Source organism: Burkholderia sp. HI2714 (assembly GCF_002223085.1).
Lineage (GTDB): Bacteria > Pseudomonadota > Gammaproteobacteria > Burkholderiales > Burkholderiaceae > Burkholderia > Burkholderia lata_D.
Window position 1 is genome coordinate 107860 of record NZ_NKFM01000037.1, and the last position, 22275, is coordinate 130134.

The window sequence follows — 22275 nt, forward strand, 5'->3', positions numbered from 1 at the left end:
GACCGAGATCCGCCCGGCCGGCCGGTCATCCGGCGGCGTTGCGCGCCGGCACACCGATATTTCCATCGTTTCGGGTCTGATCGATAATGGCGCCCAGCATCCGGTCGAACATACCAAGTAATTACGGCGCAACCGGGCCGCGCCGTCACAGACCCATAACAATTCGGGGAAGGTTGCCGCACCAGGCAGCATGTCCTTGATAAGGAAATAACAATGGATTTGCTGCGTTTCCTGCTGCTCCTGCCGATTCGCGTGGCGGGCTTTGTCTGGTGGCTGCTCGGCTGCGCGCTGCGGCCGCTGGTCGGCGACGTGTCGTGGACGGCGCCCGCGTGGATGGGCGTGACCGCCGCGGCCGTGCGCCGCCGCCCGTGGCATGCCGGCGGCCTCGTGCTGCTCGCGGCCGCGCTCGGCTATGGCGGCTACTGGTTCAAGCATCGCCCGAAGCCGCCCGAGCCCGCGACCGTCAGCTTCACCGTGAAGGCGCCGGCGATCACCACCTACGAGGTGGACGACACCGACAAGCCGAAGATCACCGTCCATCCGCTCGAAGTCGTGTTTGCGCAATCGGCTGCGCCGATCGAACAGGTCGGCAAGCCGGCCGGCGATGGCATCGAGATGACGCCTGCGCTGAAGGGGGCATGGGAGTGGGCCGACGACAAGACGCTGCGCTTCACGCCGGCCGCCGACTGGCCGGTCGGCGCGCACGTCGAGGTGCGTTTCGCGGTGCACCGGGTGTTCGCACCGCAGGTGCTGATGCACGACGACCGTTTCGCTTTCGACGTGCCGGCGTTCGCCGCGACAGTCGGCAACAATGAGTTCTACCAGAACCCCGACAATCCGGCCGAGAAGCAGGCGCTGCTGCAGTTGCGCTTCAACTACCCGGTCGATCCCGCCGAGTTCGAGAAACGCATCGGCCTCGTGCTGGTCGGCCGCGACGGCAAGAATTCGACGCCGCTGCGCTACACCGTCAGTTACGACAAGATGAAGACGAGCGCATGGGTCCGCTCGCAGTCGCTCGAGATCCCGCTCAACTCGATGGTGGCACGGCTCGACGTCGACAAGGGCGTGAAGAGTTCGCGCGGCGGCAACGGCACGCCGGACGCGCTGCATGCCTTGGTCGACGTGCCGGGCCTCTACAGCCTGTCGATCGACAACATCGCGCCGACGCTCGTCGACAACGAGCGCTACGAGCCCGAGCAGGTGCTCGTCGCGGAGGCATCCGACGGCGTGCGCAGTGCCGACCTGGCCGCACGCGCCAAGGCGTGGGTGTTGCCGAAGCGCAAGCCGGGCGTCGATCAGTCGGACGACGATCCGCCGTACGCATGGAACGTGGCCGACATCAGCGAGGCGGTGCTGAAACAGTCGAAGCCGCTGGCGCTCGACGTGGTACCGACCGAGAACGACTACGCGACGTTGCAAAGTTTCAAATATCACGCGACGCCGGGCGATCGCATCTTCGTGCGGTTCGCCGAAAACCTGAAATCGGCCGGCGGCTACCTGCTCGCCGAGCCGGTGACGACCGCGTTCACGGTGCCCGACTATCCGAAGCTGCTGCGCTTCATGGCCGACGGTTCGCTGCTGTCGATGAGCGGCAGCAAGCGGCTGTCGGTCGTGTCGCGCAACCTGCCGGGGATGAAGGTCGAGATCGGCCGCGTGCTGCCCGACCAGCTCCAGCACCTCGTGAGCTTCAACAACGGCACGTACGCGCGGCCCGAGCTGTCGTATTCGTTCAGCGAGGATCACATCGTCGAGCGCTTCGTGCAGACGCGTGCGTTCCCGGCCGGCGACCCCGGCAAGGCGCATTACGAAGGCATCGATCTCGGCCAGTACCTGAAGGGCGGCAAGCGCGGTGTGTTCCTGCTGCACCTGACGAAGTACGACCCGGCGGCCGAGAAGAAGAAGGCCGACGATGCGAAGGATAGCGATGCATCGTCCGGCGACGGCAACCAGGATCAATCGGACAACGCCGCTTCGGGCGACAGCAGCGGCAATGGCGACGACAGCGACAACGCGCTCGGCGACACGCGCCTGATCGTCGTGACCGATCTCGGGATGCTGGTCAAGAAGGCGCTGGACGGCAGCCAGGACGTATTCATCCAGTCGATCCGTACGGGCAAGCCGGTTGCGGGCGCAACCGTGTCGGTGCTTGCGGTGAACGGCCAGGCGCTGTTCACGCAGACCACGAGCGCCGACGGCATCGTGCATTTCCCCGCGTTCAAGGGGCTCGACCGCGAGAAGCGGCCGCAGCTGTACGTCGTGAAGAAGGACACCGACCTGTCGTTCCTGCCGGTGGCCGGCCGCGATCGCCAGCTCGACTTCTCGCGCTTCGACGTCGACGGCGAGCGCAACGCGACCGGCCAGGGGCAACTGTCCGCGTACCTGTTCTCGGATCGCGGGCTGTATCGCCCCGGCGATCCGTTCCACATCGGCCTGATCGTGCGGGCGGCGAGCTGGGCGCGCAGCCCGGCCGGCGTGCCGCTGCAGGCGGAGATCGTCGACCCGCGCGGGATCACCGTCGAGCGCAAGCCGGTGACGGTCGATGCGACCGGCTTCACCGAGCTCGGCTATACGACGGCTGAAACGGCGCCGACCGGCACGTGGACCGTCAACCTGTACATCGTCAAGGACGGCCAGCCCGGTGCGGAGCCGATCGGCAGCACGACGGTGCAGGTGAAGGAGTTCCTGCCCGACCGGATGAAGGTCGACGCGAAGCTGTCGCAGCAGGTCGTCGAAGGCTGGGTGAAGCCGAAGGGGCTGAAGGGTATCGTCGATGCGCAGAACCTGTTCGGCACGCCGGCGGAGAAGCGCCGCGTCGCGGCGACGCTGACGCTGCGCCCGGTGTGGCCGTCGTTCCGCAGTTGGCAGGGCTATCACTTCTTCGATGCCCGCCGCGCGAAGGAGGGCTATACGACGACGCTGCAGGACGGCACGACCGACGACAAGGGCCATGCCGAGTTCGACCTCGATCTCGACAAGTACGCGGACGCGACCTACCAGCTCTACTTCCAGGCGAAGGCCTATGAAGCGGAAGGTGGGCGCAATGTCGCCGCGAACGCGCAGACGCTCGTGTCGAACAATGACTGGCTCGTCGGCTACAAGTCGGTCGACGATCTCGGCTACGTGAAGCGCGGCAGCCCGCGCACGGTGCGGCTCGTCGCGATCGATCCGAACGCGAAGGCGATCGACGTGAAGGACTTGCGCGCGCAGCTCGTCGAGGAACGCTACGTGTCGGTGCTGACCAAGCAGGATTCCGGTGCGTACAAATACGATTCGCGGCTGAAGGAAGTGCCGGTCGACGACAAGCCGCTGGCGATTCCGGCGGGCGGGCTCGACTTCACGCTGCGCACCGACAAGCCGGGCAGCTACGCGCTCGTGATCCGCAACGCGGCCGGCGCCGCGGTGAACCGGATCGAGTATTCGGTTACGGGCGACGCGAACGTCACGCGCTCGCTCGACCGCAACGCGGAGTTGCAGGTGACGCTCGCGAAGCACGACTACAAGCCGGGCGAGCAGGTCGAGATCGCGATCCGCGCGCCTTACGCGGGCAGCGGCCTGATCACGATCGAGCGCGACAAGATGTATGCGCACGCGTGGTTCCATGCGGACACGACGAGCTCGATCCAGCACATCACGGTGCCGGCCGGCTTCGAAGGCAACGGCTACATCAACGTGCAGTACATCCGCGATCCGTCGTCCGATGAAATCTTCATGAGCCCGCTGAGCTATGGCGTCGTGCCGTTCTCGGTGAACCTCGACGCGCGCCGCAACGCGGTGTCGGTCGATGCGCCGGCGCTCGTGAAGCCCGGCGACACGGTGAATTTCACCGTGCATTCGGCGAAACCCGCGAAAGTCGTGGTGTTCGCGGTCGACGAGGGCATCCTGCAGGTCGCGCGCTACAAGCTCGGCGATCCGCTGAAGTTCTTTTTCCGCAAGCGGATGCTCGAAGTCGGCACGTCGCAGATCCTCGACCTGATCCTGCCGGACTTCGAGAAGCTGATGGCGATGGCCGCGCCGGGCGGTGATGCCGACGATGCAATCGGCCGCCAGTTGAACCCGTTCAAGCGCAAGCGCGACAAGCCGGTCGTCTACTGGTCGGGGATCGTCGACGTGAACGGCGACACGCGCCTGAGCTACACCGTGCCCGACTACTTCAACGGCAAGCTGCGCGTGATGGCCGTGTCGGTGTCGCCGGACCTGGTCGGTACGTTCGAAGGCGCGACGACGGTGCGCGGCGATTTCGTGCTGTCGCCGAATGTGCCGACGACGCTCGCGCCGGGTGACGAGGCCGACGTCAGCGTCGGTGTCGCGAACAACCTGACGGGTGTCGGCAGCCAGCCGGTGCCGGTCGCGGTCACGCTGAAAACAGGCCCGCAGTTGCAGGTGGTCGGGCCGGCCACGCAGAACGTTGCACTCGCGCCGCAGCACGAGGGTGTCGCGATGTTCCGCGTGAAGGCGACCGATACGCTCGGCTCGGGCACGCTGTCGTTCGGCGCGCGCTATGGCGCGAAGGGGGCGCAGCAGCGCGTCGACGTGTCGGTGCGGCCGGCTGCCGCGTTCCGCACGCAGCTCGACATCGCACGCCTCGAACCGGGCAAGAAGGCGAGCGTACCGAACCTGCGGTCGATGTACGACGCGTATGCGTCGCGCGACGCGAGCATCTCGACCGCGCCGCTCGTGCTGTCCGAAGGGTTGTCGTCGTATCTCGTCAACTTCGAGCACACCTGCAGCGAGCAGATGGTGAGTGCGGCCGTGCCGCGCGTGTTCGCGGCAAAGTGGCTGTCGGTGCAGGCGCTGACGAGCGCGATGCGTGCGACCGACGCCGGCGCGGATGCGACGAACGCGGCGGCGATCACGCAGTTCCTCGGCGTGCTGCGCAGCCGGCAGAACGCGCAGGGCGGCTTTGGCCTGTGGAGCGCGACACCCGACGCCGATCCGTTCGTATCCGCGTATGCGATGCACGTGCTGCTCGACGCACGCGAGCGCGGCATCGCCGTGCCGAAGGACATGCTCGACGCGGGTAATCAGTATCTGCAGAAGCTCGCGGCGAACGATTCGCTCGGCTCGCTCGATCTGCTGCGGCAACGCGCGTACGCGGTGTATCTGCTGACGCGCCAGGGCAACGTGACGACCAACAGCCTCGCGGCCGTGCAGAAGCGGCTGCAGGATGCGTATCCGAACGACTGGAAGAACGATCTCGCAGCCGCATGGCTCGCCGCGTCGTACCAGCTGCTGAAGCAGGACAAGGAGGCCGCGGCGCTGATCGCGGGCCCGCAGGCGCTGCTCGAGCGCAAGCGTGCATCCGACGGCGGCTACGTGACCGGCTACTACCTCGATCCGCTGACGCGCGACGCGAGCGTGCTGTACCTGATCGCTAAGCACTTCCCCGAGCGCGTGCGCAAGCTGTCGCCGCGCGCGATGGACAACCTCGCCGCGCCGCTCGTCGACAATCGCTACAACACGCTGTCGTCGGCGATGACGATCCTCGCGCTCGATGCGTATGCGGCGTCGAGCGCGGGCCAGCTCGACCAGCTCGCGATCGACGAGGTGCGCGCAGGCGCCGCGCCGAAGGACGTGTCGTCGATCCAGGCGAACCTCGTGCGCTCGGGCACGTGGTCGGCCGGTGCGTCGCGCGTCGACTTCGTGAACGGCAGCACGCTGCCTGCGTGGTGGATCACGAGCCAGTCGGGCTACGACCGCGGCACGTCGACGAAGGCGATCAAGAACGGGCTGGAAATCGTGCGCGACTACACCGACACGGACGGCAAGCCGCTCGACAAGATCACGGTCGGCCAGGAGATCGACGTGCACCTGAAGATCCGTGCGACGGGCTCGGCGAGCGTCGGCAACATCGCGATCGTCGACCTGTTGCCGGGCGGCTTCGATCCGGTCATCGCGCCGCCGCCTGTCACCGACACGCAGGAGGGCGACAGCAACGGCGACGGCGGCGCGTCGGCACCGGTGGCCGATGCACCGTGGCGTTCGCCGATCGGCGTGAAGGGTTCCACGTGGCAGCCGCAGTTCGCGGACGTGCGCGAGGATCGCGTGGTGATCTACGGCACCGCGACGACCGACGTGCGCGAGTTCGTCTACCGGATCAAGGCCAGCAACGCGGGCCGCTTCATCGCGCCGCCGGCATACGGCGAGTCGATGTACGACCGCCGCTTGCAGGCCCAGGCGCCCGGCGGGTCGACACTGACGGTGGAGCGCGTGCGATGACGATGAGGCTGCAACGTCGTGACCGGCCGCGCCGGGTGCGAGGAGTGCCCGCGCGTGGCTGACGACGTTTCGGTGCGCCGGCGCGTGCTGCACGGCGCCGGCCGCTGGTTGCATCGCTGGCAGAACTGGATCGCCGGCGTGCTGCTCGTGGTCGGCGCGCTGGCCGCGTGCCGGCTGTGGCCGCATCCGCCGCTGCGCGACTGGAAGCCGTCGTCGGTCGCGGTGGTCGACGCACAGGGCCGCTTGCTGCGGCTCACGCTCGCGAAGGACGATCGCTACCGGCTGTGGGTGCCGCTGGAGAGGATGTCGCCGCAGCTCGTCGAAGCCGTGATGCTGCACGAGGACCGCTGGTTCTGGTGGCATCCCGGCTTCAACCCGTACGGGCTCGCACGCGGCGCGTGGATCACGTACGTGCGCGGCGGCAATCCGCAGGGCGGCTCGACGCTGACGATGCAGCTCGCGCGCTCGCTGTGGCGGCTGAACACGCGCACGCCGGCCGGCAAGCTCGAGCAGGTTGCGCGCGCGGTGCAGCTCGAGCTCTTCTATTCGAAACGGCAGATTCTCGAAGCGTATCTGAACGATGCGCCGTACGGCCGCAACGTCGAAGGCGCGGGCACTGCGAGCGTCGTCTACTTCGACCGGATGCCCGATGCGCTGACGCTGCCCGAGGCGCTCGCGCTCGCGGTGATTCCGCAGGACCCGGCGCGGCGTGTGCGTGGCGGGCAGGATGAAATCAATCGCGCGCTGGCCGCGTCGCGCAACCGGCTATATGCGCGCTGGCTGACGAAGCACCCGGGCGATGCGTCATTCAAGCCGCTGTTCGCGTTGCCGCTTGCGATGCGGCCGCTGTCCGCGCTGCCGTTCGATGCGCCGCATGCGGTTGACCAGGCGCTCGCCGCGCGCAACGCGTGGCGTACGACCGCGAGCGCGGCGGCGAACGACAGCGACGCCGACGCGCGCCTCGTGACGACGCTCGATCTCGACCTGCAGCGCACGCTCGAACGGCAGATCGCACGCTATGTCGCGCGCAACGACACGCGCGGCGTGCGCAACGCGGCGGCGATCCTCGTCGATACGCGCGACATGGGCGTGAAGGCGCTCGTCGGCTCCGCGAACTTCTTCGACCGCTCGATCGATGGGCAGGTGAACGGCACGCTCGCGCGGCGCTCGCCGGGCTCGACGCTCAAGCCGTTCATCTATGCGCTCGGCTTCGACCAGGGCGTGCTGCATCCGCAGACCGTGCTGCGCGACGTGCCGACCGCGTTCGGCCCGTATGCGCCTGAGAATTTCGACGGCCATTTCCTCGGGCCGATCACCGCGACCGATGCGCTGAACCGCAGCCGCAACGTGCCGGCAGTGTGGGTCGCGTCGCAGCTCAAGTCGCCCGATCTGTACCGGTTCCTGCAGGAAGCCGGCGTGCGCCGGCTCGCGAGCGCGCAGCACTACGGGCTCGCGCTCGTGCTCGGCGGCGGCGAAGTGACGATGCAGGATCTCGCGGCGCTCTACGCGATGCTCGCGAATCGCGGCGAGTTCCGGCCGCTGCGGCTGCGCGCGGACGAACCGGCGCTGCCCGGCCGGCGCCTGCTCAGCGCGGAGGCGAGCTACATGACGATGGACATGCTGCGCGAGCATCTGCGCCCCGACGAGACGAGCGGCGCGCAGCCGTCGAGCGTGCCGGTCTACTGGAAGACCGGCACGTCATGGTCGTTCCGCGATGCATGGACGGCCGGCGTGTTCGGCCCGTACGTGCTGGTGGTGTGGGTCGGCAACTTCGACAACTCGACCAACACGGCATTCGTCGGCGTCGACGCGGCCGCGCCGCTGTTCTTCCAGGTCGTCGACGCGCTGAATGCCGAGCGCACGCTCGTCGAGCCGCCGCGTGCAGTGCCGTCGAAACTGAAGCGCGTGCGGATCTGCCTCGCGAGCGGCGATTTGCCGAACGAGTGGTGCCCGCAGCAGGGCTGGACGTGGTTCATTCCGGGTACGTCGCCGATCCGCGTGAGCACCGTGCACCGGCCGGTCGTGATCGACGATGCGACGGGGAAGGCCGCGTGTCCGCCATACGACGGCAAGCGCACGCATACGGAGATTTTCGAATTCTGGCCGTCGGATCTGCAGCAGGTATTCACGCAGGCCGGCATACCGCGCCGGCGGCCGCCGCAGAACGCGGACTGTCGCGACGCAGGGCAGGTCGAGGGCGATCCGCCGCGCATCACGTCGCCGCTGCGCGGCAGTACGTACGCGATGCGCGTGAAGCGTACGGAGGAGACGCGCATCGCATTCAACGCGACGGCCGACGCGAGTGCGCATGCGCTGTACTGGTTCGTCAACGATGCGTTCGTCGGGCGCAGTGCGCCGGGCGATGCGCTGTTCTGGCAGCCGCGGACGGCCGGCAGTTATACGGTGCGGGTGGTCGACGATCACGGGCGCAGCGATCAGCGGCCGCTGGGGGTGGGGTTGGAGCAGTAGGCGTTGCGTGGCTGTCGCCTGGGTTGCTGTCGGGTAACTGCGTCGACCTCTTCTGTGCTTGGAGGATTTCCGCGGACATGGGGCAGACTGTCGGCATTCGGCCGGAGTCATCGTTCGACAACAGTGCGACGAGAAATGAAATGATTGCAATCGACGTCGCGTGGAAGCACGCTTTCGAGACGGAGCCGGTCCGACTCGTTTCGGTGCTGGATCGGGATCGCTATGAGGTGCGCAAGCTCGAATTCTTTCGCGACGGCCGGGTGGGATTTGCCGACGAAGCGAGGTCGTCGCATGGAACGGAGCTTGGAACGGTTCCCGTGCCGTCGCTGGTCGAGATCAACGCCGAGCCTGAATTCGATGGAAGAGAGATCACGTTGGAAGATTTCGAAACGCTATGGTCGCGCCATGTGACACGTATCGATCGCGTCGACTGAGTGTGCGGTGTTGGGCCGCAATCAGTCGCGCGACAGCAGTGCTTAGATTGCCGACCATCGAGAACGAGAGCGTCGAACGTCATCGTCCGCCGTTATCGGCAATATCGGAACCTGGTCAGCTGTTGCTGATCCATGCAGTCCACTGATGAGACGCCTTATGGATGAGAAGGCAAGAAACATCCTGGTCAGAACCTATTGGAGCGGCAAGGGATGGGTCGACAAAAATGACAGGAACATCAGCGACGCCGATTTTGCCTATGCAAAGGAACAAGGCGTGATGTTTGCCCCCGTCACACTGACGCACGACCAGAGCATTACTGCAATCAAGGAGATTCTGCCGAAGGTTGCGCAGGATGCCGTAGCCAGGGCATTTTTAAGCAGCCTCTCGACGCGGCGGCTGGAGTGGCGTTCGGCGTTGGCTTCTTTCGTGTGCGCGCAACGATTGTCGCCGCCGCATGAATACGTACCGAAGGTGAGCGGACACGGGTACACGAACGGTGCCATCACATACACCTCCTATCACTGCGGCGTCTGCGATGGATTTCGGGAGTATGAAGAGGTGGACTTGAGCGTACTGAATTTCGAGCGCATCAAATGGGGAGGCGTGCGTCTCGGCGACCGGATGTATACCTTGTTCGATTTGCAGCAATTCCTGCGAGAAGAAATTTCCGAGCCCACGCAGGCCGACATCGACATTCTCAAATCGATGCTGTCAGTGATCGCTCATAGCCAGCCAGGTGACTACCCGAGTGCGCTGAGGGACAACCTGGCGCCGGTCATCAAATCGTCGAAAAACGAGCGCGGCGTGTTGATGGAAATTCTGGCGTGCGTTGATATTCTGCGACCGTCGTCTTACGACAGGCCCTCGCGCGGAAGACACGATTGGCATTTCGTGGAGCACTGGCGCGGAGAGGACAAATACAACGAGGCTGCCGTGAAGCAGTATTTCGGCAAGTATCTCGATTGACAAGAGGGCGCAACGTGCCTGGTTCGCAGGCCGGGATGGCAGCACCGATTCAGCCTGCCTCGGTTGCCGATGTCGCACATCGGAGCCAACGCAGGGTTCGGCCGAATGGCGGCTTTCAAGAATGCTGCGTGTCTCTTGCAGGGCGCCAAGCAACGTCCGTTGCAATCTCCGACGCACCTTCCTCTCTTCTCTTCCGGTGCTTGCCGTAGCTGCGGGCGCGTAACGCCCCGCCCGCCCCATCACCCATCATCCGCCTTCGCCTGCAGCCCCTTCAGCCCCTGAATCACGACCAGCAGCGCGCGCCCGTGCTCATCCGACCCGTCCCACGCGTCGACGATCGCGTCGCGCAGCAGGTCGTTGTACTGGCGGCGCGACGGCCCGGTATCGACACCATAGAAACTGCATAGCTTATTGAATGGCGCGCTGCGGCGCAGCCGGTGCCCGTTCGACAGCCTCAGGCGCGATACGGTCGGCTGGCTGACCCCGGAGAGTCGCGCGATTTCGCTAGACGAGCGTGTGTCTGCCATCAGACGGCGCAACAGGTCTTGAACGGGAAAATCTTGGTCCGGGGCTTCCATGCGATGCATTATACCTATACAGTTACGGCTGTTGAATGGGCTTGCTGTCACCAGCGAGGCTGTATCCCCGAGAAAGTTGATGACACTGAAACACCTCCCACCCACGTTCTGCTGGACCAAGATCGGTACCGAGTCCGGCGAGGAACTACCGACCGTCGTGCTCCGCAAGGAATGGGAGCGCCGGCTCGGGGGCGGGCGTTTTCTGTGGGGCATCAACCAGCCGCTCGGCAGCAGCGCGCAAGTCGCCGCGCATCGCACGGGCTCGCTGCTCGCGCTGTTTTCGCCGGTCGCATCGCGCCCGCGCGCAGGCGAGCGGAAAGACATGCTGCTGTGGAATGCCTGGATCGACGCAAGCGGGCAGGTGCGCCCGCTGCCGCCGCACACGTTCATCGCCAGCCGCTCGACCTTGCCGTCGGGCCGGTGTCGCGAACAGCACTACGCGCTCGTGTGCGCGTCATCCACCGCGCTGACGGTCGGCACGCAATTGCGCGTGTTTCCCGATCACCTGCGCAGCGTGAGCACCGGCCAGCCGCTTGGCGCCGCACAGGGCGCGGCCGTGGTCGATTGCGTCGGGCGTGCGAAGGAGCAGACGGGCAAGAGCTATCCGCTCGCGCTGTCGGTCGAGCTCGAAGCACCGTATTTCGTGCGGCTCGCACAACCGTGCGTGCTGAAGGCGCGCGATCTCGCGGAAGTGAACAAGGCCACGCGCGCGGGTGATTTCGATCGCTTCGTCGAACTCGTCGCGCGCTTGCGCGGCCGTTCGCCGACGGACGCCGTGCGCGGGGTCACGCGTGATCTGTTCGATGTGCCGCCGATCGAAACGGCGGCCGCGTATGTTGCGCCCACGCACGCGGCGCGATTGCGCAACCGGCCGGCGGCCGAGCATCCGCGCGATCTCACCGGCGACCTGTTCGACTTGTCGCCGGGTGAAGCGGCCGCGTTCGCGGGCCTTGCGCATCCCCGTATCGGGCGCGCGTGACGAAACGCGCGCGGCAGATCGCGCAAGAATTTGTTGCAATCTCGCCATAGCGGAGCGGCGAGCGCAGAGAGACAATCGGCACGAAGCGCGCTGCGCGGCGGCCGATGCGTCGATACTCGATGGGTCGTGGTTCACGCCGCCGACATGCGCACCACGCACACTGAGCGTCGGCGTGCTTCACACTGCAACCCTGAGGGAGAAGTGTCGATGTCGACCCACATCTGTTCGCGGGAAGCCCGGGCCGCGCAGCGCTTCGTCGAAGCCACGCGCAACGTCGATCAGGCCTTTCGTGCCGTGCGCGGCGAAAGCGACGACGACGTTTCGTCGGCCGAATACGCACGTGCGATGTCGCGCCTCGATCGCGCGCTCGACGAGCTGGCGCGTGCGCAGGAATTCTTCGATCGCGTAGTCAGCGCCGACGCAACCGCGCACGACAACTGATCCCGCCGCTTCCACGTGTTCGCGCGTCGGGCGACGCGCGTTCATCTTCATGCCGGGCATCGCGCCCGGCATGTCATTCAGTCATCCCGTACCGACTTCAAACTTTGCGGCCTTCGACCGGATAGCCGGGATCGGTATAGCCGTGCGTCGATGCATGCCCGGGCGGCACGAGCGAATCGACGAACCGTTCGTCATCGGGGCCGAGTGCGAGCGTCAGCGCATCGATGTAGCTGTCCCAATGCGCTTCGGTGCGCGGCCCCGCGATCGTCGAGCTGACGATGCGGTTCTTCATGACCCACGCGAGCGCGAACGCAACCGACGTCGTGCCGCGCGCGGCGGCATGCGCGGCCACCTGCTGCGCGATGTGCAACGATTCGGGGCGCCATTCCGTTTGCTGGATGCGACGGTCGCCGCGGCCCGCGCGTGAATCGGCGGGCGGCTGCGCATCGACTGCATATTTGCCGGTCAGTACGCCGCGCGCGAGCGGGCTGTACGGCACGACGCCGATCCCGTAGTGCGCGGCGGCCGGCAGTTGTTCGACCTCGGCCGTGCGATCGACGAGGTTGTACAGCGGTTCGCTCGCGACCGGGCGATCGATGCCGAGCTGGTCCGCAAGCGGCACGACCTCGGCGATGCGCCAGCCCTTGAAGTTCGACAGCCCGAAGTAGCGCACCTTGCCTTGCCGGATCAGGTCGGCGATCGCGCGCATGCCTTCGTCGAGCGGTGCATCGGTCAGCGCGCGATGGAAATAGAGGATGTCGATGTAATCGGTGCCGAGCCGCTTCAGGCTCGCGTTGACCGATTCGACGATCCATTTGCGCGACTGGCCCTGCCGGTTCGGCCCTGCGTCCGGCCCGGCCGGATAGCCGAACTTCGTCGCGACGACCCAGCTGTCGCGACGCGGCGCAATCGCGCAGCCGACGACTTCTTCCGAGCGGCCGGCGTGATAGACGTCGGCCGTGTCGATGAAATTGATGCCCTGGTCGAACGCCTTGTCGATGATGCGCGCCGATGTCGCTTCGTCCGTCTCGCCGCCGAACATCATTGCACCGAGACACAGCGGCGACACCTTGAGCGCGCTGCGCCCGAGATAGCGGTAATCCATGGAGGCTCCATGCGGGCGCATGCCCGCCGGTTGAATGTAGGGGCGCGGCGCTTACACGCCGGCTTCGTCGAACACGCGTTGCGCTATCGTCAGCGCCGAGCTTGCGGTCGGCCGGCCCGAGTAGAACGCGAGGTGCGTGATCGCTTCGACCAGTTCGTCGCGCGTGAGGCCGTTGTCGAGCGCTTTCTTCAGGTGAAACGGCAGTTCGTTGACGCGATACAGCGACACGAGGCTCGCGACCGTGACGAGGCTGCGATCGCGCGGCGACAGGCCGGGGCGCTGCCAGACGTCGCCGAACAGCACGTTGTCGGTGTAGTCGGCGAGGGCGGGGGCGATGGCGCCGAACGCTTTGCGTGCGGCGGAAGTCGATTCGGACATCGAGGGCTCCGGGGAATGTGGGGAACACCGTCGATGGTAGTCACCGATGCGTCTATCGATAATCCCCGCCAATCCGCATGCACTTATCGATCCGATTCATGAATCGCGGGGCAGGTGCGGAGCACAGCGGGCTCATGCGCGATAGCGCAGCGCCTCGACGATCACCGCGAGCGCGCGCGACGACTGCCGCCGGCTCGCGTAGTACAGGTGATGGCCGGGGAACGTCGGGCACCAGTCGTCGAGCACGCTGTCGAGGCGGCCGGCGGCGACATGCGGCGCCGCGAGTTCGGCGAGCACGTAGGCGAGACCGTAGCCCGCGAGCGCCGCATCGAGTGTTTCGTAAGTGCCGTTGAACGTGACCTGCCCGTCGACGCGCACCTGCAGCATGTCGTCCCCGCGCGCGAGCTCCCACGCGTACAGCGCGCCGTGCGTCGGCAGGCGCAGGTTGATGCAGTCGTGCGCGACCAGATCCTGCGGCGACACGGGGCGCGCGCGTTCCGCGAAATACGCGGGCGCGCCGACGATCGCCATTTTCATGTCGGCCGAGATGCGTACGGCGATCATGTCCTTCGCCACCTGGTCGCCGAGCCGCACGCCGACGTCGAAGCGCTCCGCGACGATATCGGACAGCCCGTAGTCGTTCACGAACTCGACCTTCAGGTCGCGATAGTCGCGCAGGACCGGCGCGAGCTTCGGCCACAGCAGCGTGCGGATCACGAAGTCGGTCGCGTTGATGCGCACGGTGCCCGCCGGTTGGTCGCGCAGTTCCGCGAGCGCAGTCAGTTCGGCCTCGATTTCGTCGAAGCGCGGTGCGAGAATGCGCAGCAGACGCTCGCCGGCTTCGGTCGGCGCGACGCTGCGTGTCGTGCGCGTGAGCAGCCGCACGCCGAGGCGCGTTTCGAGCGAGCGGATCGTATGGCTGAGCGCGGATTGCGAGACGCCGAGCTGCGCGGCCGCACGCGTGAAACTGCGCTCGCGCGCGACGGCGATGAAGGCGAGGAGGTCCGCAAAGTTGTCGCGCGGCATGGAAGGTGTCGGGTGGTCGATGCCCGCGCATCGTACCACCGGGTTCGACGGGCCGCGTCGTGACGCGGCGATGCGGCGCGCGTCAGCCCGCGCGCGTCATGCCCGGCGCACGGGGCGCGGGATGGTACGCATAGCCGCCATGCTGGAACGACGTCGCGAAGAACCGCATCTGGTAGCGGATCGCGTTCGCCCAGTAATCCCACGTGTGGCCGCCAGGCCGCTCCGCATAGTCGTGCGGCACGCCGAGCGCGACGAGCCGTTCGTGCAGCGTGCGGTTCGAGCCGACGAACGCGTCGTCGCGGCCGCAATCGATCGTCAGGTCGAGATGCGCACGCACGAACGCGCTGGCGCTGGCGACGATCACGTTGCGGTCCCAGAACGACGGATGGCGGCCCGGGTCGCCGAATACATGGTCGATACCCGGTTCGTCCGCGCAGCAGCGCGGATCGACCGCGCCGCTGATACTGCCGACCGCGCCGAACGTGTCGGGCCGGTCGAGCGCGATGCGCAGTGCGCCGAAGCCGCCCATGCTGAGCCCGGTGATCGCGCGGGCACGTTGCGTGGCGATCGTGCGGAAGTGCAAATCGACGTAGGACACGACTTCGTCGCCGATGAAGGTTTCGTAGCGGCTGCCCGAGTCGAACGGGCTGTCGATGTACCAGCTCTCGTGCCCGCCGTCGGGCATCACGAGGATCACGTGATAGCGGTCGGCCAGCGCGGCGATGCGCGTGTTCGACGTCCAGTCGGTGTGATCGCCGCCCGAGCCGTGCAACAGATAGACGACCGGATAGCGGTCGCCGTCGCGGGTGCCGCGCGCATAGGCGTCGGGCAGCACGACGGTTGCCTTGAGCGTCTCGTTCATCGCGGCGCTGGGAATCACGACGACCCGAGCGTGGAAGGCGAGAGCAGGGCCTGAAATGGCGACCAGCAGAAGTAGCCAGAAGGCGCGTGCCAGGTACATCGATCCTCGCATGTGTCGACCCCATCCGGCGCAGGGCGCCGGGAAAACCCTGTTCAGACGACTCTAGCAACCGCGCCTTTCAACCATATTTCGGCGAATCCTACGGGTTGTCAGGCGGGCGGTGCGGACACGATGCGCCCGAGCGCCGCGCGAAACGCATCGGGTTGCTCGGCCGGGATCAGGTGCCCGCAGTGCGCGATCGTGTCGAAGCCGGCGCAGCGCGCAAGCGCCCAGTCGGGCACGTGCCAGCCTGCGCGCGAGCGTTCGCCGGCCATCAGCCAGACCGGGTGACGCGCGAACACTTGCGCGAGTGCCTGCAGATAGCCCGGTTCGCCCGTCGTCGCGACCACCGAGCGGCCCATCGCGCGCAGCGTCGAGGCGGGCTGATGCGCGAGCCAGCGGCGGGCGTCGTCGAGCAGGCCCGGCGACGGCGCGTCGACCGCGCCGCGCAGCCAGCCGAGTGGATCGGCACGCAGGCCATCCAGCATCGCGTCGGCTTCAGTAGGCGTCATGCGGCCGACCGACGCCGACCAGAACGCATCGTCGAGCGTGAAGTTGCCCTCGACGTTGACGATCCGCCGCACGCGTTCCGGGTGCGCATGCGCGAACAGCATCGCGATCGCGCCGCCGACCGAGTGGCCGACGACATCGACCGGCTGCGCGCCGAAGTGCGTATCGACGGTGTGGCGAAGGTGCTGGACCTGCGCGGCGAGTGTGATCGCGTCGAACGGTACCGTGCGATGCGCGCCGTAGCCGAGCAGGTCGGGGGCGAGATGCGGGCCGTTCCACCCGTGCGCGTCGAGCGTGCCGATGAAACCGTGGATGAAGACAACGGGCGTGGGCTGGGTCATGGGGCGGGTGCGGAGGGAAGAGGCGGCAACGCGAGTTCGGCGAGCAGTTCGTCGAGTTCGAGCACGTGCGTGCGGTCGTGGTCGAGCAGCTCGCGCACGAGTTCGTCGAGCGACATGCGGCGGATGCCGTCGCGCAACCCGCAGCGTGCGAGCTGCGCGGGCGCCAGCGCGGCCGCGGTGGCACACAGCGCGGCGCGGCCCGAGCGGAATGCCGTGACGGCAGCGTCGAGCGGCTGCGCGAGATAGTCGCGTTGCGCGGCGAGCGCGGTGCCGTCGACGGATGCAATCACGGGCAGGTCGAGCGTGCGTACGGCGTCGATGCGCTCGGCGAACACCGCGTCGAGATCGCGCAGGTGGCACGCGTGCTCGACGAGCGAGAAGCCCGTGCCGTCGGGGCGGCGTGTCCACAGCGCGGCCGGCACGTGTGCCGCATACGCGGCGAGCCGGTCGGGCAGGCGGGCCAGCGCGGCGACGACGTCGGCGAACGCCAGCACCTGCGGATACGCGCTGAACACCGCGCCATAGCTGAACAGCGTGCCGCCGAGCCGCCCGCGTGCCTGCACGACATCGTGACCGTGACGGCGCATGATTTCCGCGACCATCGCGCCGCAGAACTGGCGGGCCGTGGTGTCGGTTTCGATTTCGGGGAATTTGTGCGCAATCTCGTGCTGGATCGCGCCGATCGCGGCGACGCCCACGCGCGATAGCGCCGCGAATTCGACATAGCGCTCGGGTTGCGCGATCAGCGCTTCGAGCTGGGCGCCGAGCGGCGTGGTGCGGAAACGGTCGAAACGGGAATGCATGACGGGAGGAATTCGCCGAGTAACGTATCAAAACGATACGTTACTCGGCGAGGGGACGTCAACAGGCGGAATCGGGCAATACGTTGCCTCACTCCTTGCCGGCGCCCTTGGCGGCCTGTTCGATCAGCTTCGCGACTTCGGCCGGATGCGAGATGTACGCGACGTGGCTCGACTTGAGTTCGATCGTCTTGCTGCCGGCGCGTTGCGTCATGAAGCGTTCGAGTTCGGGGTTGATCGCACGGTCCGCGGTGGCAACCACCGCCCAGCTCGGCTTCGTCCGCCATGCGGCATGCGTGATCGGCACGCCGAACGACTGCGCGGCCGGCGTCACCTGCGAGATCGCCATGAATTTCGCTTCGGCGGCCGGCACGTCGGCCGCGAAGTCGGCGTGGAAGGACGCTTCGTCGAAATACAGATGGCCGTCTTCGGTGGCCTTGATCGCCTTCGTCGCGGGCGGCGTCTTCTTGGTCAGGTCGAGCGGGCTTTCGCCGGTGTCGGGCTGGAACGCGGCCACGTAGACGAGGCCCGCGACCTTGTCGTCGTTGCCGGCTTCGGTGATCACCGCGCCGCCATAGCTGTGGCCGACGAGGATGCTTGGGCCGTCCTGCGCGTCGACGACACGCCGGGTTGCCTTCACGTCGTCGTCGAACGATGTTTCCGGCTGCTGAACGACGGAAACCTTGTAGCCGTCGCGCGTCAGGATGTTCGAGACGGCTTGCCAGCCCGAGCCGTCGGCGAAGTAGCCGTGAACCAGCACGACATTCTTGACGGGGGCGGCGACGGCCGCGTGCGAACCGAATGCGGCGGCGGAAACGGCGAGTGCCGCGGCGATCTGGCGGACTTGGGACAAGCGCTTCATTTTCATTCTCCAGAAGGAAGACAGGGTGGGAAACCGTCGGATATCGACAGGCGTTTCGTTCTGTCGATGAAGTCATCCTACTAGTAGGTAGGATGAGCGACAAGGAGAAATTGCGGCTGGAAAAGACTATCTCAGGGCGGTAAACTATCCCTGTTTTTCATCCGACTAGATGGTAGGCAAATATGACGGTATCGGGGGACAGTACGGCGGGCCGCATTCTCGAAGCCGGGCGGCAACTGATCATGCGGCGCGGCTACAGCGGGTTCAGCTATGCCGATATCGCCGACGCGATCGATATCCGGAAGGCGAGCATCCACCACCATTTCCCGACGAAGGCGGATTTGGCGGTCGCCGTGCTGCAACAGTCGCAGGCGAATTTCGATGCCGATATGTCACTGCTCGACGCGAGCGGCGCCGACGCGCTGGTGCAGATGCGCGCGTACATCGGCTACTGGGAACGCTGCATCGCGGACGACAGCGCGCCGTTCTGTGTCGCCGGCATGCTCGGCGCGGAACTGCCGGCGCTGCCCGACGACGTCGCGCGGGCGGTGAGGGCGCATTTCGACGACCTCGCCGCATGGCTGGTGCGCGTGCTCGAGGCGGGGGTGAAAGATGGCGTCGTGCAGCCGGACGTGTCGGTGCAGACCGAGGCCGCGACGTTCGTCTCGCTGGTCTATGGCGCGATGCTTGCCGCGCGGGCGTACGGCAATGCCGGGATGTTCCGGAACGTGACCGGCGGCGCGGTCGAGCGGCTCGCGGTGCCGCGCAAACGCGCGTAAGGCGCGCTCGGGCCAGCGGATGGAGGTGGCGCCCGACGGTTATGTGAAACCGTCGGACGCCGCCCGACTTACACGCGCTTCCCGGCCTCGATTTCCTCACGCATCCGCGCTTCCTGCTCCTGCAGCTCGGGGGTGAGCGCCGCGCCGAAATCCTCGGGAGAAAAGATTTGCCGGATCTCGATGTCCGATTCGACGGGCATCGGGTTCGGGCAGCGCTTCACCCACTCGACGGCTTCGTCCATCGATTTCACTTCCCACAGCCAGTAGCCGGCGATGAGTTCCTTCGTTTCGGCGAACGGGCCGTCGATGACCGTCCGATCCTTGCCGGAGAAGTGCACGCGCTTGCCGCGCGAACTCGGATGCAGCCCTTCGCCGGCAAGCATCACGCCGGCTTTCACGAGTGCTTCGTTGTACTGGCCCATTGCGGCCAGCAGTTCGGTGTCGGGCATCGCGCCCGATTCGGAAATGGCGGTTGCCTTGACGATGACCATGACGCGCATTGCTGTTTCTCCTTGAACAGGCGTTGACGGTTGCCGCCGGCGGTGCCGACGGCAAAACGATCGCTTACGACAACACGACGCGTGAAGATGGCGCGAATCGACATCGTGCGTGAAGAATTTTTGCGTGCGGCCGCGCGGGCGGGCCTGGCTGCGGAACCCGTCGTCAAAACTGGTATGCTGATCCTCACCACGTTCACGCGGAGGACGCCATGGCTGCTAAGGAAGTCTCGAAGAAGAAGTACCTGAAAATCCTGAACAAACGCCTGCGCGCCGAGCCGGCGGCCCCGGCCGGCGCATCGTTTGTCTTTTTCCCGCTGGGTGCGAAGGCGAAGAACGCGACGGGCGTCGTGTCCGGCGACACGCGCAGCAAGCGCGAACTGGCGGTGATGGCTGCGGTGCAGCGCAAGGCGGCCGAAGAGTTCGTCGTCGCCGGCGCCTGACCGGAACCTGTTGCACCGCCGCTGGATTGCCGCCTCCGCGACTTACGCGGCGGCGGCCTCGCAATGCGCGATCGCGCCGGCGAGCACGCGCGGGATGTCGTGCGTGATGGCCGGGCCGTGCATCGGCAGGATGACGTCGAGCTCGAGCGCCTGGATCCGGCGCAGCGCACTCGCCAGGTGGGCGAGCGACGGCAGGTAGTCCGAGCGGCGGATCGAATCGACGATCGCCGGCAGCGGGTCGTCGACGGCTTCGTCGCCGAAGCGCATCAGGATGTCCGACGACAGCAGCGCCTTGTACGCCGGCAGATAGACGACCAGCGCATCCCATTGATGGACATGCTTCGTGAAGATCGGCACGAGTTCGACGCCGGAGATCGTCGTCGGCTCGCCGTCCTTCAGCGGCTTCGCGCGCACACCGAAGATGTCGGCCAGCCCGTGCGTGCAGATCGGATGTGCGTACGCGACGAGCGCCGGATTCGCCGCGAGGAAGTCGGGCAGCGCGCCCATCTCGTCGACCTCGAAATGCGGAACGATCACGCTGCTCACCATCGACGGCGTGATGCCGACGGTCGCGAGGCTCTCGGTCAGTTGCGGAAAGTTGGAACGCGTGCCCGTTTCGATGCAGACGACCTCGCCGTTCGGCGACCGGACGAAGAACTGGCTGAACCCGAGCTTCAGCTTGTCGATATAGGTCGTTGCGCGAAACAGGCCGCTGCGGATTTCTTCGATACGAGCGTTATCCATCGATGCGATCCTTGCGCGGGCAGTGGGGCCGGACACCACCGTCGCGCGATCGCCGCGATGTGCCGCCGGGCGTGCGCGCGACTCGGTGCCTCGATTCAGTCTAGCAGCGTCGATCCTGCCGCGAATCCTGGCAGTTGCGCAGCAGCCGGCCGGGCCCGGCACTGAGCACCTTCCCGGTGGTCAAGAACCCCCAGTCCGATCAGGCGCTCAGGAGAGCTTGTCTGCCGCCGCCGCGTACCTGCCACCGCTACCCGCTTCATCGCCCGCCGCGAGCTGTTCCAGCGCGAGGCCCTTCGTCTCGATCCCGAGCGTCCACACGGCAAGTGCGGCCGCGATGAACGACAGCGCGCCGAGCGTGAACACGCCGCCCTGGCCGAACACCGGCAGCACGACGCCGACCACGTAAGGCCCGATCAACGAGCCGACGCGCCCGATCGCCGACGCGAAGCCCGAGCCCGTCGCGCGCGCGCCGGTGCCGTACAGCTCGGGCGTATAGGTGTACAGCGCGGCCCACATCCCGAACAGGAAGAACTGCATCGCGAGGCCGGTGCCGATCAGCAGCGCCATGCTGCCGCCGTACAGCGCGCTCTGGCCGTACGCGTACGCCATCACGCCGCCGCCGATCAGCGACGCGATGCAGGTCGGCTTGCGTCCCCAGCGTTCGACGAGCCACGCGGCGCACAGGAAGCCCGGCACGCCGCCGAGTGAGATCAGCACCGTGTAGAACACCGATTTCGTGACCTCGAAGCCGGCCTGCTGCAGCAGCGCGCCGAGCCATGACGTGAGACCGTAGAAGCCGAGCAGCGCGAAGAACCACAGCAGCCACACCATCACCGTGCGGCGGCGGTACGCGCCGCTCCAGATCTCGCGCAGCGCGCCGCGCCCGCGGGCGGCGACCGGCTCGGCCAGCCGCGACGGCGGCGGCAGCGTCGTGACGCCGGCCGAGCGCATCACCTTCGCCTCGATCGTGTGCATCACCGTGTCGGCTTCCGCATGTCGGCCCGCATGCTCGAGCCAGCGCGGCGATTCCGGCACGATCCGACGCACGACGAGCACGAACACGGCGGGAATCGCGAGCAGCGCGAACACGGTGCGCCAGCCGAACTGCGGCAGCACGAAGTACGCGACGATACCGGCCGTGATGAAGCCGAGCGGCCAGAAGCCATCCATCAGCGCGATCAGGCGGCCGCGCTTCTCGGTCGGCACGAATTCGGACAGCAAGGTCTGCGCGACCGGGAATTCCATCCCCATCCCGATCCCGAGCAGCACGCGGTAGACGATCAGCGCGTCGACGCTCTGCGCGGTCGAGCACAGATAAGAGGCCGCGCCCCACAGCACCATGCTCCACTGGAACACGGGCCGGCGGCCGAAACGGTCGGCGAGCAGGCCGGCGACGGCCGCACCGAGCACCATCCCGAAGAAGCTCGCGCTCGCGACGAGGCCGGCGGCCGCGGTCGACAGCCCGAACTCCTTGCGGATCGAGCCGAGCACGAACGTCATCGTGCCGAGGTCGACCGAGTCGAAGAAGAACGCGATCGCGATGATGAAGAAGATCCGCTTGTGATAGCCGGAGAACGGCAGGCGTTCGAGCCGGGCGGCGGCGGAGGCGGGAGCGGTGGCGGCGGGCATGGCGTCCTCTGAAATGAAAAGGGGCCGTGAAGCGCGTGCTTCGCGGCCCCGATGCTTCATCTTCAGTAGACGCGACCACAAAATGCCGCATCAGAGGAAAAGCGCCGCCTGCTTGC

At 66.8% G+C, this 22275-nt stretch carries 19 protein-coding genes; 8 read left to right on the plus strand and 11 right to left on the minus strand.

Annotated features, from left to right (window positions below; all coding sequences use genetic code 11):
- Positions 1-213: 213 nt before the first annotated feature.
- The 4 genes from CFB82_RS20985 (at position 214) to CFB82_RS21000 (ending at position 10086) form a co-directional block, all read left to right on the plus strand.
- Positions 214-6216, plus strand: a complete 6003-nt coding sequence (locus tag CFB82_RS20985; RefSeq protein WP_089485125.1) for an MG2 domain-containing protein — start codon at positions 214-216, stop codon at positions 6214-6216.
- Positions 6217-6270: 54 nt separating this feature from the next.
- Positions 6271-8685: a penicillin-binding protein 1C gene (gene pbpC / locus CFB82_RS20990; protein WP_089485126.1), complete on the plus strand. Its 2415-nt coding sequence runs from the start codon at positions 6271-6273 to the stop codon at positions 8683-8685.
- A 77-nt stretch (positions 8686-8762) separates the two neighbouring features.
- Positions 8763-9119 carry a DUF6881 domain-containing protein gene (locus CFB82_RS20995; RefSeq protein ID WP_235986592.1) on the plus strand — a complete coding sequence of 119 codons (357 nt, stop codon included), beginning with the start codon at positions 8763-8765 and terminating at the stop codon, positions 9117-9119.
- 157 nt (positions 9120-9276) lie between these two features.
- On the plus strand, positions 9277-10086 hold the full coding sequence (locus CFB82_RS21000) for a hypothetical protein (protein ID WP_089485128.1): 810 nt from the start codon (positions 9277-9279) through the stop codon (positions 10084-10086).
- A gap of 239 nt (positions 10087-10325) precedes the next feature.
- Here the strand turns inward: CFB82_RS21000 and CFB82_RS21005 are convergent, their stop codons facing one another.
- Positions 10326-10664 (minus strand): helix-turn-helix domain-containing protein, encoded by a 339-nt coding sequence (locus CFB82_RS21005; protein ID WP_011354126.1) that lies wholly within the window; start codon positions 10662-10664, stop codon positions 10326-10328.
- A gap of 79 nt (positions 10665-10743) precedes the next feature.
- Here CFB82_RS21005 and CFB82_RS21010 point away from each other — a divergent pair, with 79 nt between their 5' ends.
- Both CFB82_RS21010 and CFB82_RS21015 read left to right on the plus strand, forming a co-directional pair.
- Positions 10744-11643, plus strand: coding sequence for a hypothetical protein (locus tag CFB82_RS21010; RefSeq protein WP_089485129.1), 900 nt, complete (start codon positions 10744-10746; stop codon positions 11641-11643).
- Positions 11644-11850: 207 nt separating this feature from the next.
- Positions 11851-12084, plus strand: coding sequence for a hypothetical protein (locus CFB82_RS21015; RefSeq protein ID WP_039369627.1), 234 nt, complete (start codon positions 11851-11853; stop codon positions 12082-12084).
- A gap of 97 nt (positions 12085-12181) precedes the next feature.
- Here the strand turns inward: CFB82_RS21015 and CFB82_RS21020 are convergent, their stop codons facing one another.
- From CFB82_RS21020 to CFB82_RS21050, 7 genes are all read right to left on the minus strand, one after another.
- Positions 12182-13189, minus strand: a complete 1008-nt coding sequence (locus tag CFB82_RS21020) for an aldo/keto reductase (protein ID WP_089485130.1) — start codon at positions 13187-13189, stop codon at positions 12182-12184.
- Between the two features lie 51 nt (positions 13190-13240).
- Complete coding sequence (locus CFB82_RS21025; protein ID WP_089485131.1) at positions 13241-13567, minus strand: carboxymuconolactone decarboxylase family protein; 327 nt, start codon at positions 13565-13567, stop codon at positions 13241-13243.
- 132 nt (positions 13568-13699) lie between these two features.
- The gene (locus tag CFB82_RS21030; RefSeq protein ID WP_089485132.1) at positions 13700-14593 is read right to left on the minus strand and encodes a LysR family transcriptional regulator; all 894 of its coding nucleotides are present in this window, start codon (positions 14591-14593) and stop codon (positions 13700-13702) included.
- 82 nt (positions 14594-14675) lie between these two features.
- Positions 14676-15554, minus strand: coding sequence for an alpha/beta hydrolase (locus CFB82_RS21035; protein ID WP_179255432.1), 879 nt, complete (start codon positions 15552-15554; stop codon positions 14676-14678).
- A 110-nt stretch (positions 15555-15664) separates the two neighbouring features.
- A complete protein-coding gene (locus CFB82_RS21040; RefSeq protein WP_089485134.1) occupies positions 15665-16405 on the minus strand; it encodes an alpha/beta fold hydrolase in 741 nt (246 codons plus the stop codon).
- A complete protein-coding gene (locus tag CFB82_RS21045) occupies positions 16402-17208 on the minus strand; it encodes a DinB family protein (RefSeq protein ID WP_089485135.1) in 807 nt (268 codons plus the stop codon). Before CFB82_RS21045 ends, CFB82_RS21040 begins: the two co-directional genes overlap by 4 nt.
- A gap of 88 nt (positions 17209-17296) precedes the next feature.
- Positions 17297-18067 carry an alpha/beta hydrolase gene (locus CFB82_RS21050; RefSeq protein WP_089485136.1) on the minus strand — a complete coding sequence of 257 codons (771 nt, stop codon included), beginning with the start codon at positions 18065-18067 and terminating at the stop codon, positions 17297-17299.
- Positions 18068-18249: 182 nt separating this feature from the next.
- On the opposite strand from CFB82_RS21050, the gene CFB82_RS21055 reads away from it, so the two are divergent.
- Positions 18250-18846, plus strand: coding sequence for a TetR/AcrR family transcriptional regulator (locus CFB82_RS21055; RefSeq protein WP_089485137.1), 597 nt, complete (start codon positions 18250-18252; stop codon positions 18844-18846).
- A gap of 68 nt (positions 18847-18914) precedes the next feature.
- Here CFB82_RS21055 and CFB82_RS21060 read toward each other — a convergent pair whose 3' ends face one another.
- Complete coding sequence (locus CFB82_RS21060) at positions 18915-19346, minus strand: YciI family protein (RefSeq protein WP_089485138.1); 432 nt, start codon at positions 19344-19346, stop codon at positions 18915-18917.
- A 209-nt stretch (positions 19347-19555) separates the two neighbouring features.
- Between CFB82_RS21060 and CFB82_RS21065 the strand changes: the two genes are divergently transcribed.
- On the plus strand, positions 19556-19786 hold the full coding sequence (locus CFB82_RS21065) for a hypothetical protein (RefSeq protein WP_046549636.1): 231 nt from the start codon (positions 19556-19558) through the stop codon (positions 19784-19786).
- 42 nt (positions 19787-19828) lie between these two features.
- On the opposite strand, the gene CFB82_RS21070 is transcribed toward CFB82_RS21065, so the two are convergent.
- Together CFB82_RS21070 and CFB82_RS21075 are read right to left on the minus strand one after the other, a co-directional pair.
- Positions 19829-20530 carry an MBL fold metallo-hydrolase gene (locus CFB82_RS21070; protein ID WP_089485139.1) on the minus strand — a complete coding sequence of 234 codons (702 nt, stop codon included), beginning with the start codon at positions 20528-20530 and terminating at the stop codon, positions 19829-19831.
- Positions 20531-20737: 207 nt separating this feature from the next.
- The gene (locus CFB82_RS21075; RefSeq protein WP_089485140.1) at positions 20738-22159 is read right to left on the minus strand and encodes an MFS transporter; all 1422 of its coding nucleotides are present in this window, start codon (positions 22157-22159) and stop codon (positions 20738-20740) included.
- Between the last annotated feature and the right edge of the window lie 116 nt (positions 22160-22275).

What these genes read in the sequence shown, in the direction of transcription:
- CFB82_RS21050 (WP_089485136.1), bottom strand. Translation starts at nt 18,067, where the DNA reads ATGAAGCGCTTGTCCCAAGTCCGCCAGATCGCCGCGGCACTCGCCGTT.
- CFB82_RS20995 (WP_235986592.1), top strand. Translation starts at nt 8,763, where the DNA reads ATGGGGCAGACTGTCGGCATTCGGCCGGAGTCATCGTTCGACAACAGT.
- CFB82_RS20985 (WP_089485125.1), top strand. Translation starts at nt 214, where the DNA reads ATGGATTTGCTGCGTTTCCTGCTGCTCCTGCCGATTCGCGTGGCGGGC.
- CFB82_RS21020 (WP_089485130.1), bottom strand. Translation starts at nt 13,189, where the DNA reads ATGGATTACCGCTATCTCGGGCGCAGCGCGCTCAAGGTGTCGCCGCTG.
- CFB82_RS21060 (WP_089485138.1), bottom strand. Translation starts at nt 19,346, where the DNA reads ATGCGCGTCATGGTCATCGTCAAGGCAACCGCCATTTCCGAATCGGGC.
- CFB82_RS21030 (WP_089485132.1), bottom strand. Translation starts at nt 14,593, where the DNA reads ATGCCGCGCGACAACTTTGCGGACCTCCTCGCCTTCATCGCCGTCGCG.
- CFB82_RS21010 (WP_089485129.1), top strand. Translation starts at nt 10,744, where the DNA reads ATGACACTGAAACACCTCCCACCCACGTTCTGCTGGACCAAGATCGGT.
- CFB82_RS21075 (WP_089485140.1), bottom strand. Translation starts at nt 22,159, where the DNA reads ATGCCCGCCGCCACCGCTCCCGCCTCCGCCGCCGCCCGGCTCGAACGC.
- CFB82_RS21045 (WP_089485135.1), bottom strand. Translation starts at nt 17,208, where the DNA reads ATGCATTCCCGTTTCGACCGTTTCCGCACCACGCCGCTCGGCGCCCAG.
- CFB82_RS21005 (WP_011354126.1), bottom strand. Translation starts at nt 10,664, where the DNA reads ATGGAAGCCCCGGACCAAGATTTTCCCGTTCAAGACCTGTTGCGCCGT.
- CFB82_RS21070 (WP_089485139.1), bottom strand. Translation starts at nt 20,530, where the DNA reads ATGGATAACGCTCGTATCGAAGAAATCCGCAGCGGCCTGTTTCGCGCA.
- CFB82_RS21015 (WP_039369627.1), top strand. Translation starts at nt 11,851, where the DNA reads ATGTCGACCCACATCTGTTCGCGGGAAGCCCGGGCCGCGCAGCGCTTC.
- CFB82_RS21000 (WP_089485128.1), top strand. Translation starts at nt 9,277, where the DNA reads ATGGATGAGAAGGCAAGAAACATCCTGGTCAGAACCTATTGGAGCGGC.
- CFB82_RS21055 (WP_089485137.1), top strand. Translation starts at nt 18,250, where the DNA reads ATGACGGTATCGGGGGACAGTACGGCGGGCCGCATTCTCGAAGCCGGG.
- CFB82_RS21025 (WP_089485131.1), bottom strand. Translation starts at nt 13,567, where the DNA reads ATGTCCGAATCGACTTCCGCCGCACGCAAAGCGTTCGGCGCCATCGCC.
- CFB82_RS21035 (WP_179255432.1), bottom strand. Translation starts at nt 15,554, where the DNA reads ATGTACCTGGCACGCGCCTTCTGGCTACTTCTGCTGGTCGCCATTTCA.
- CFB82_RS21040 (WP_089485134.1), bottom strand. Translation starts at nt 16,405, where the DNA reads ATGACCCAGCCCACGCCCGTTGTCTTCATCCACGGTTTCATCGGCACG.
- CFB82_RS21065 (WP_046549636.1), top strand. Translation starts at nt 19,556, where the DNA reads ATGGCTGCTAAGGAAGTCTCGAAGAAGAAGTACCTGAAAATCCTGAAC.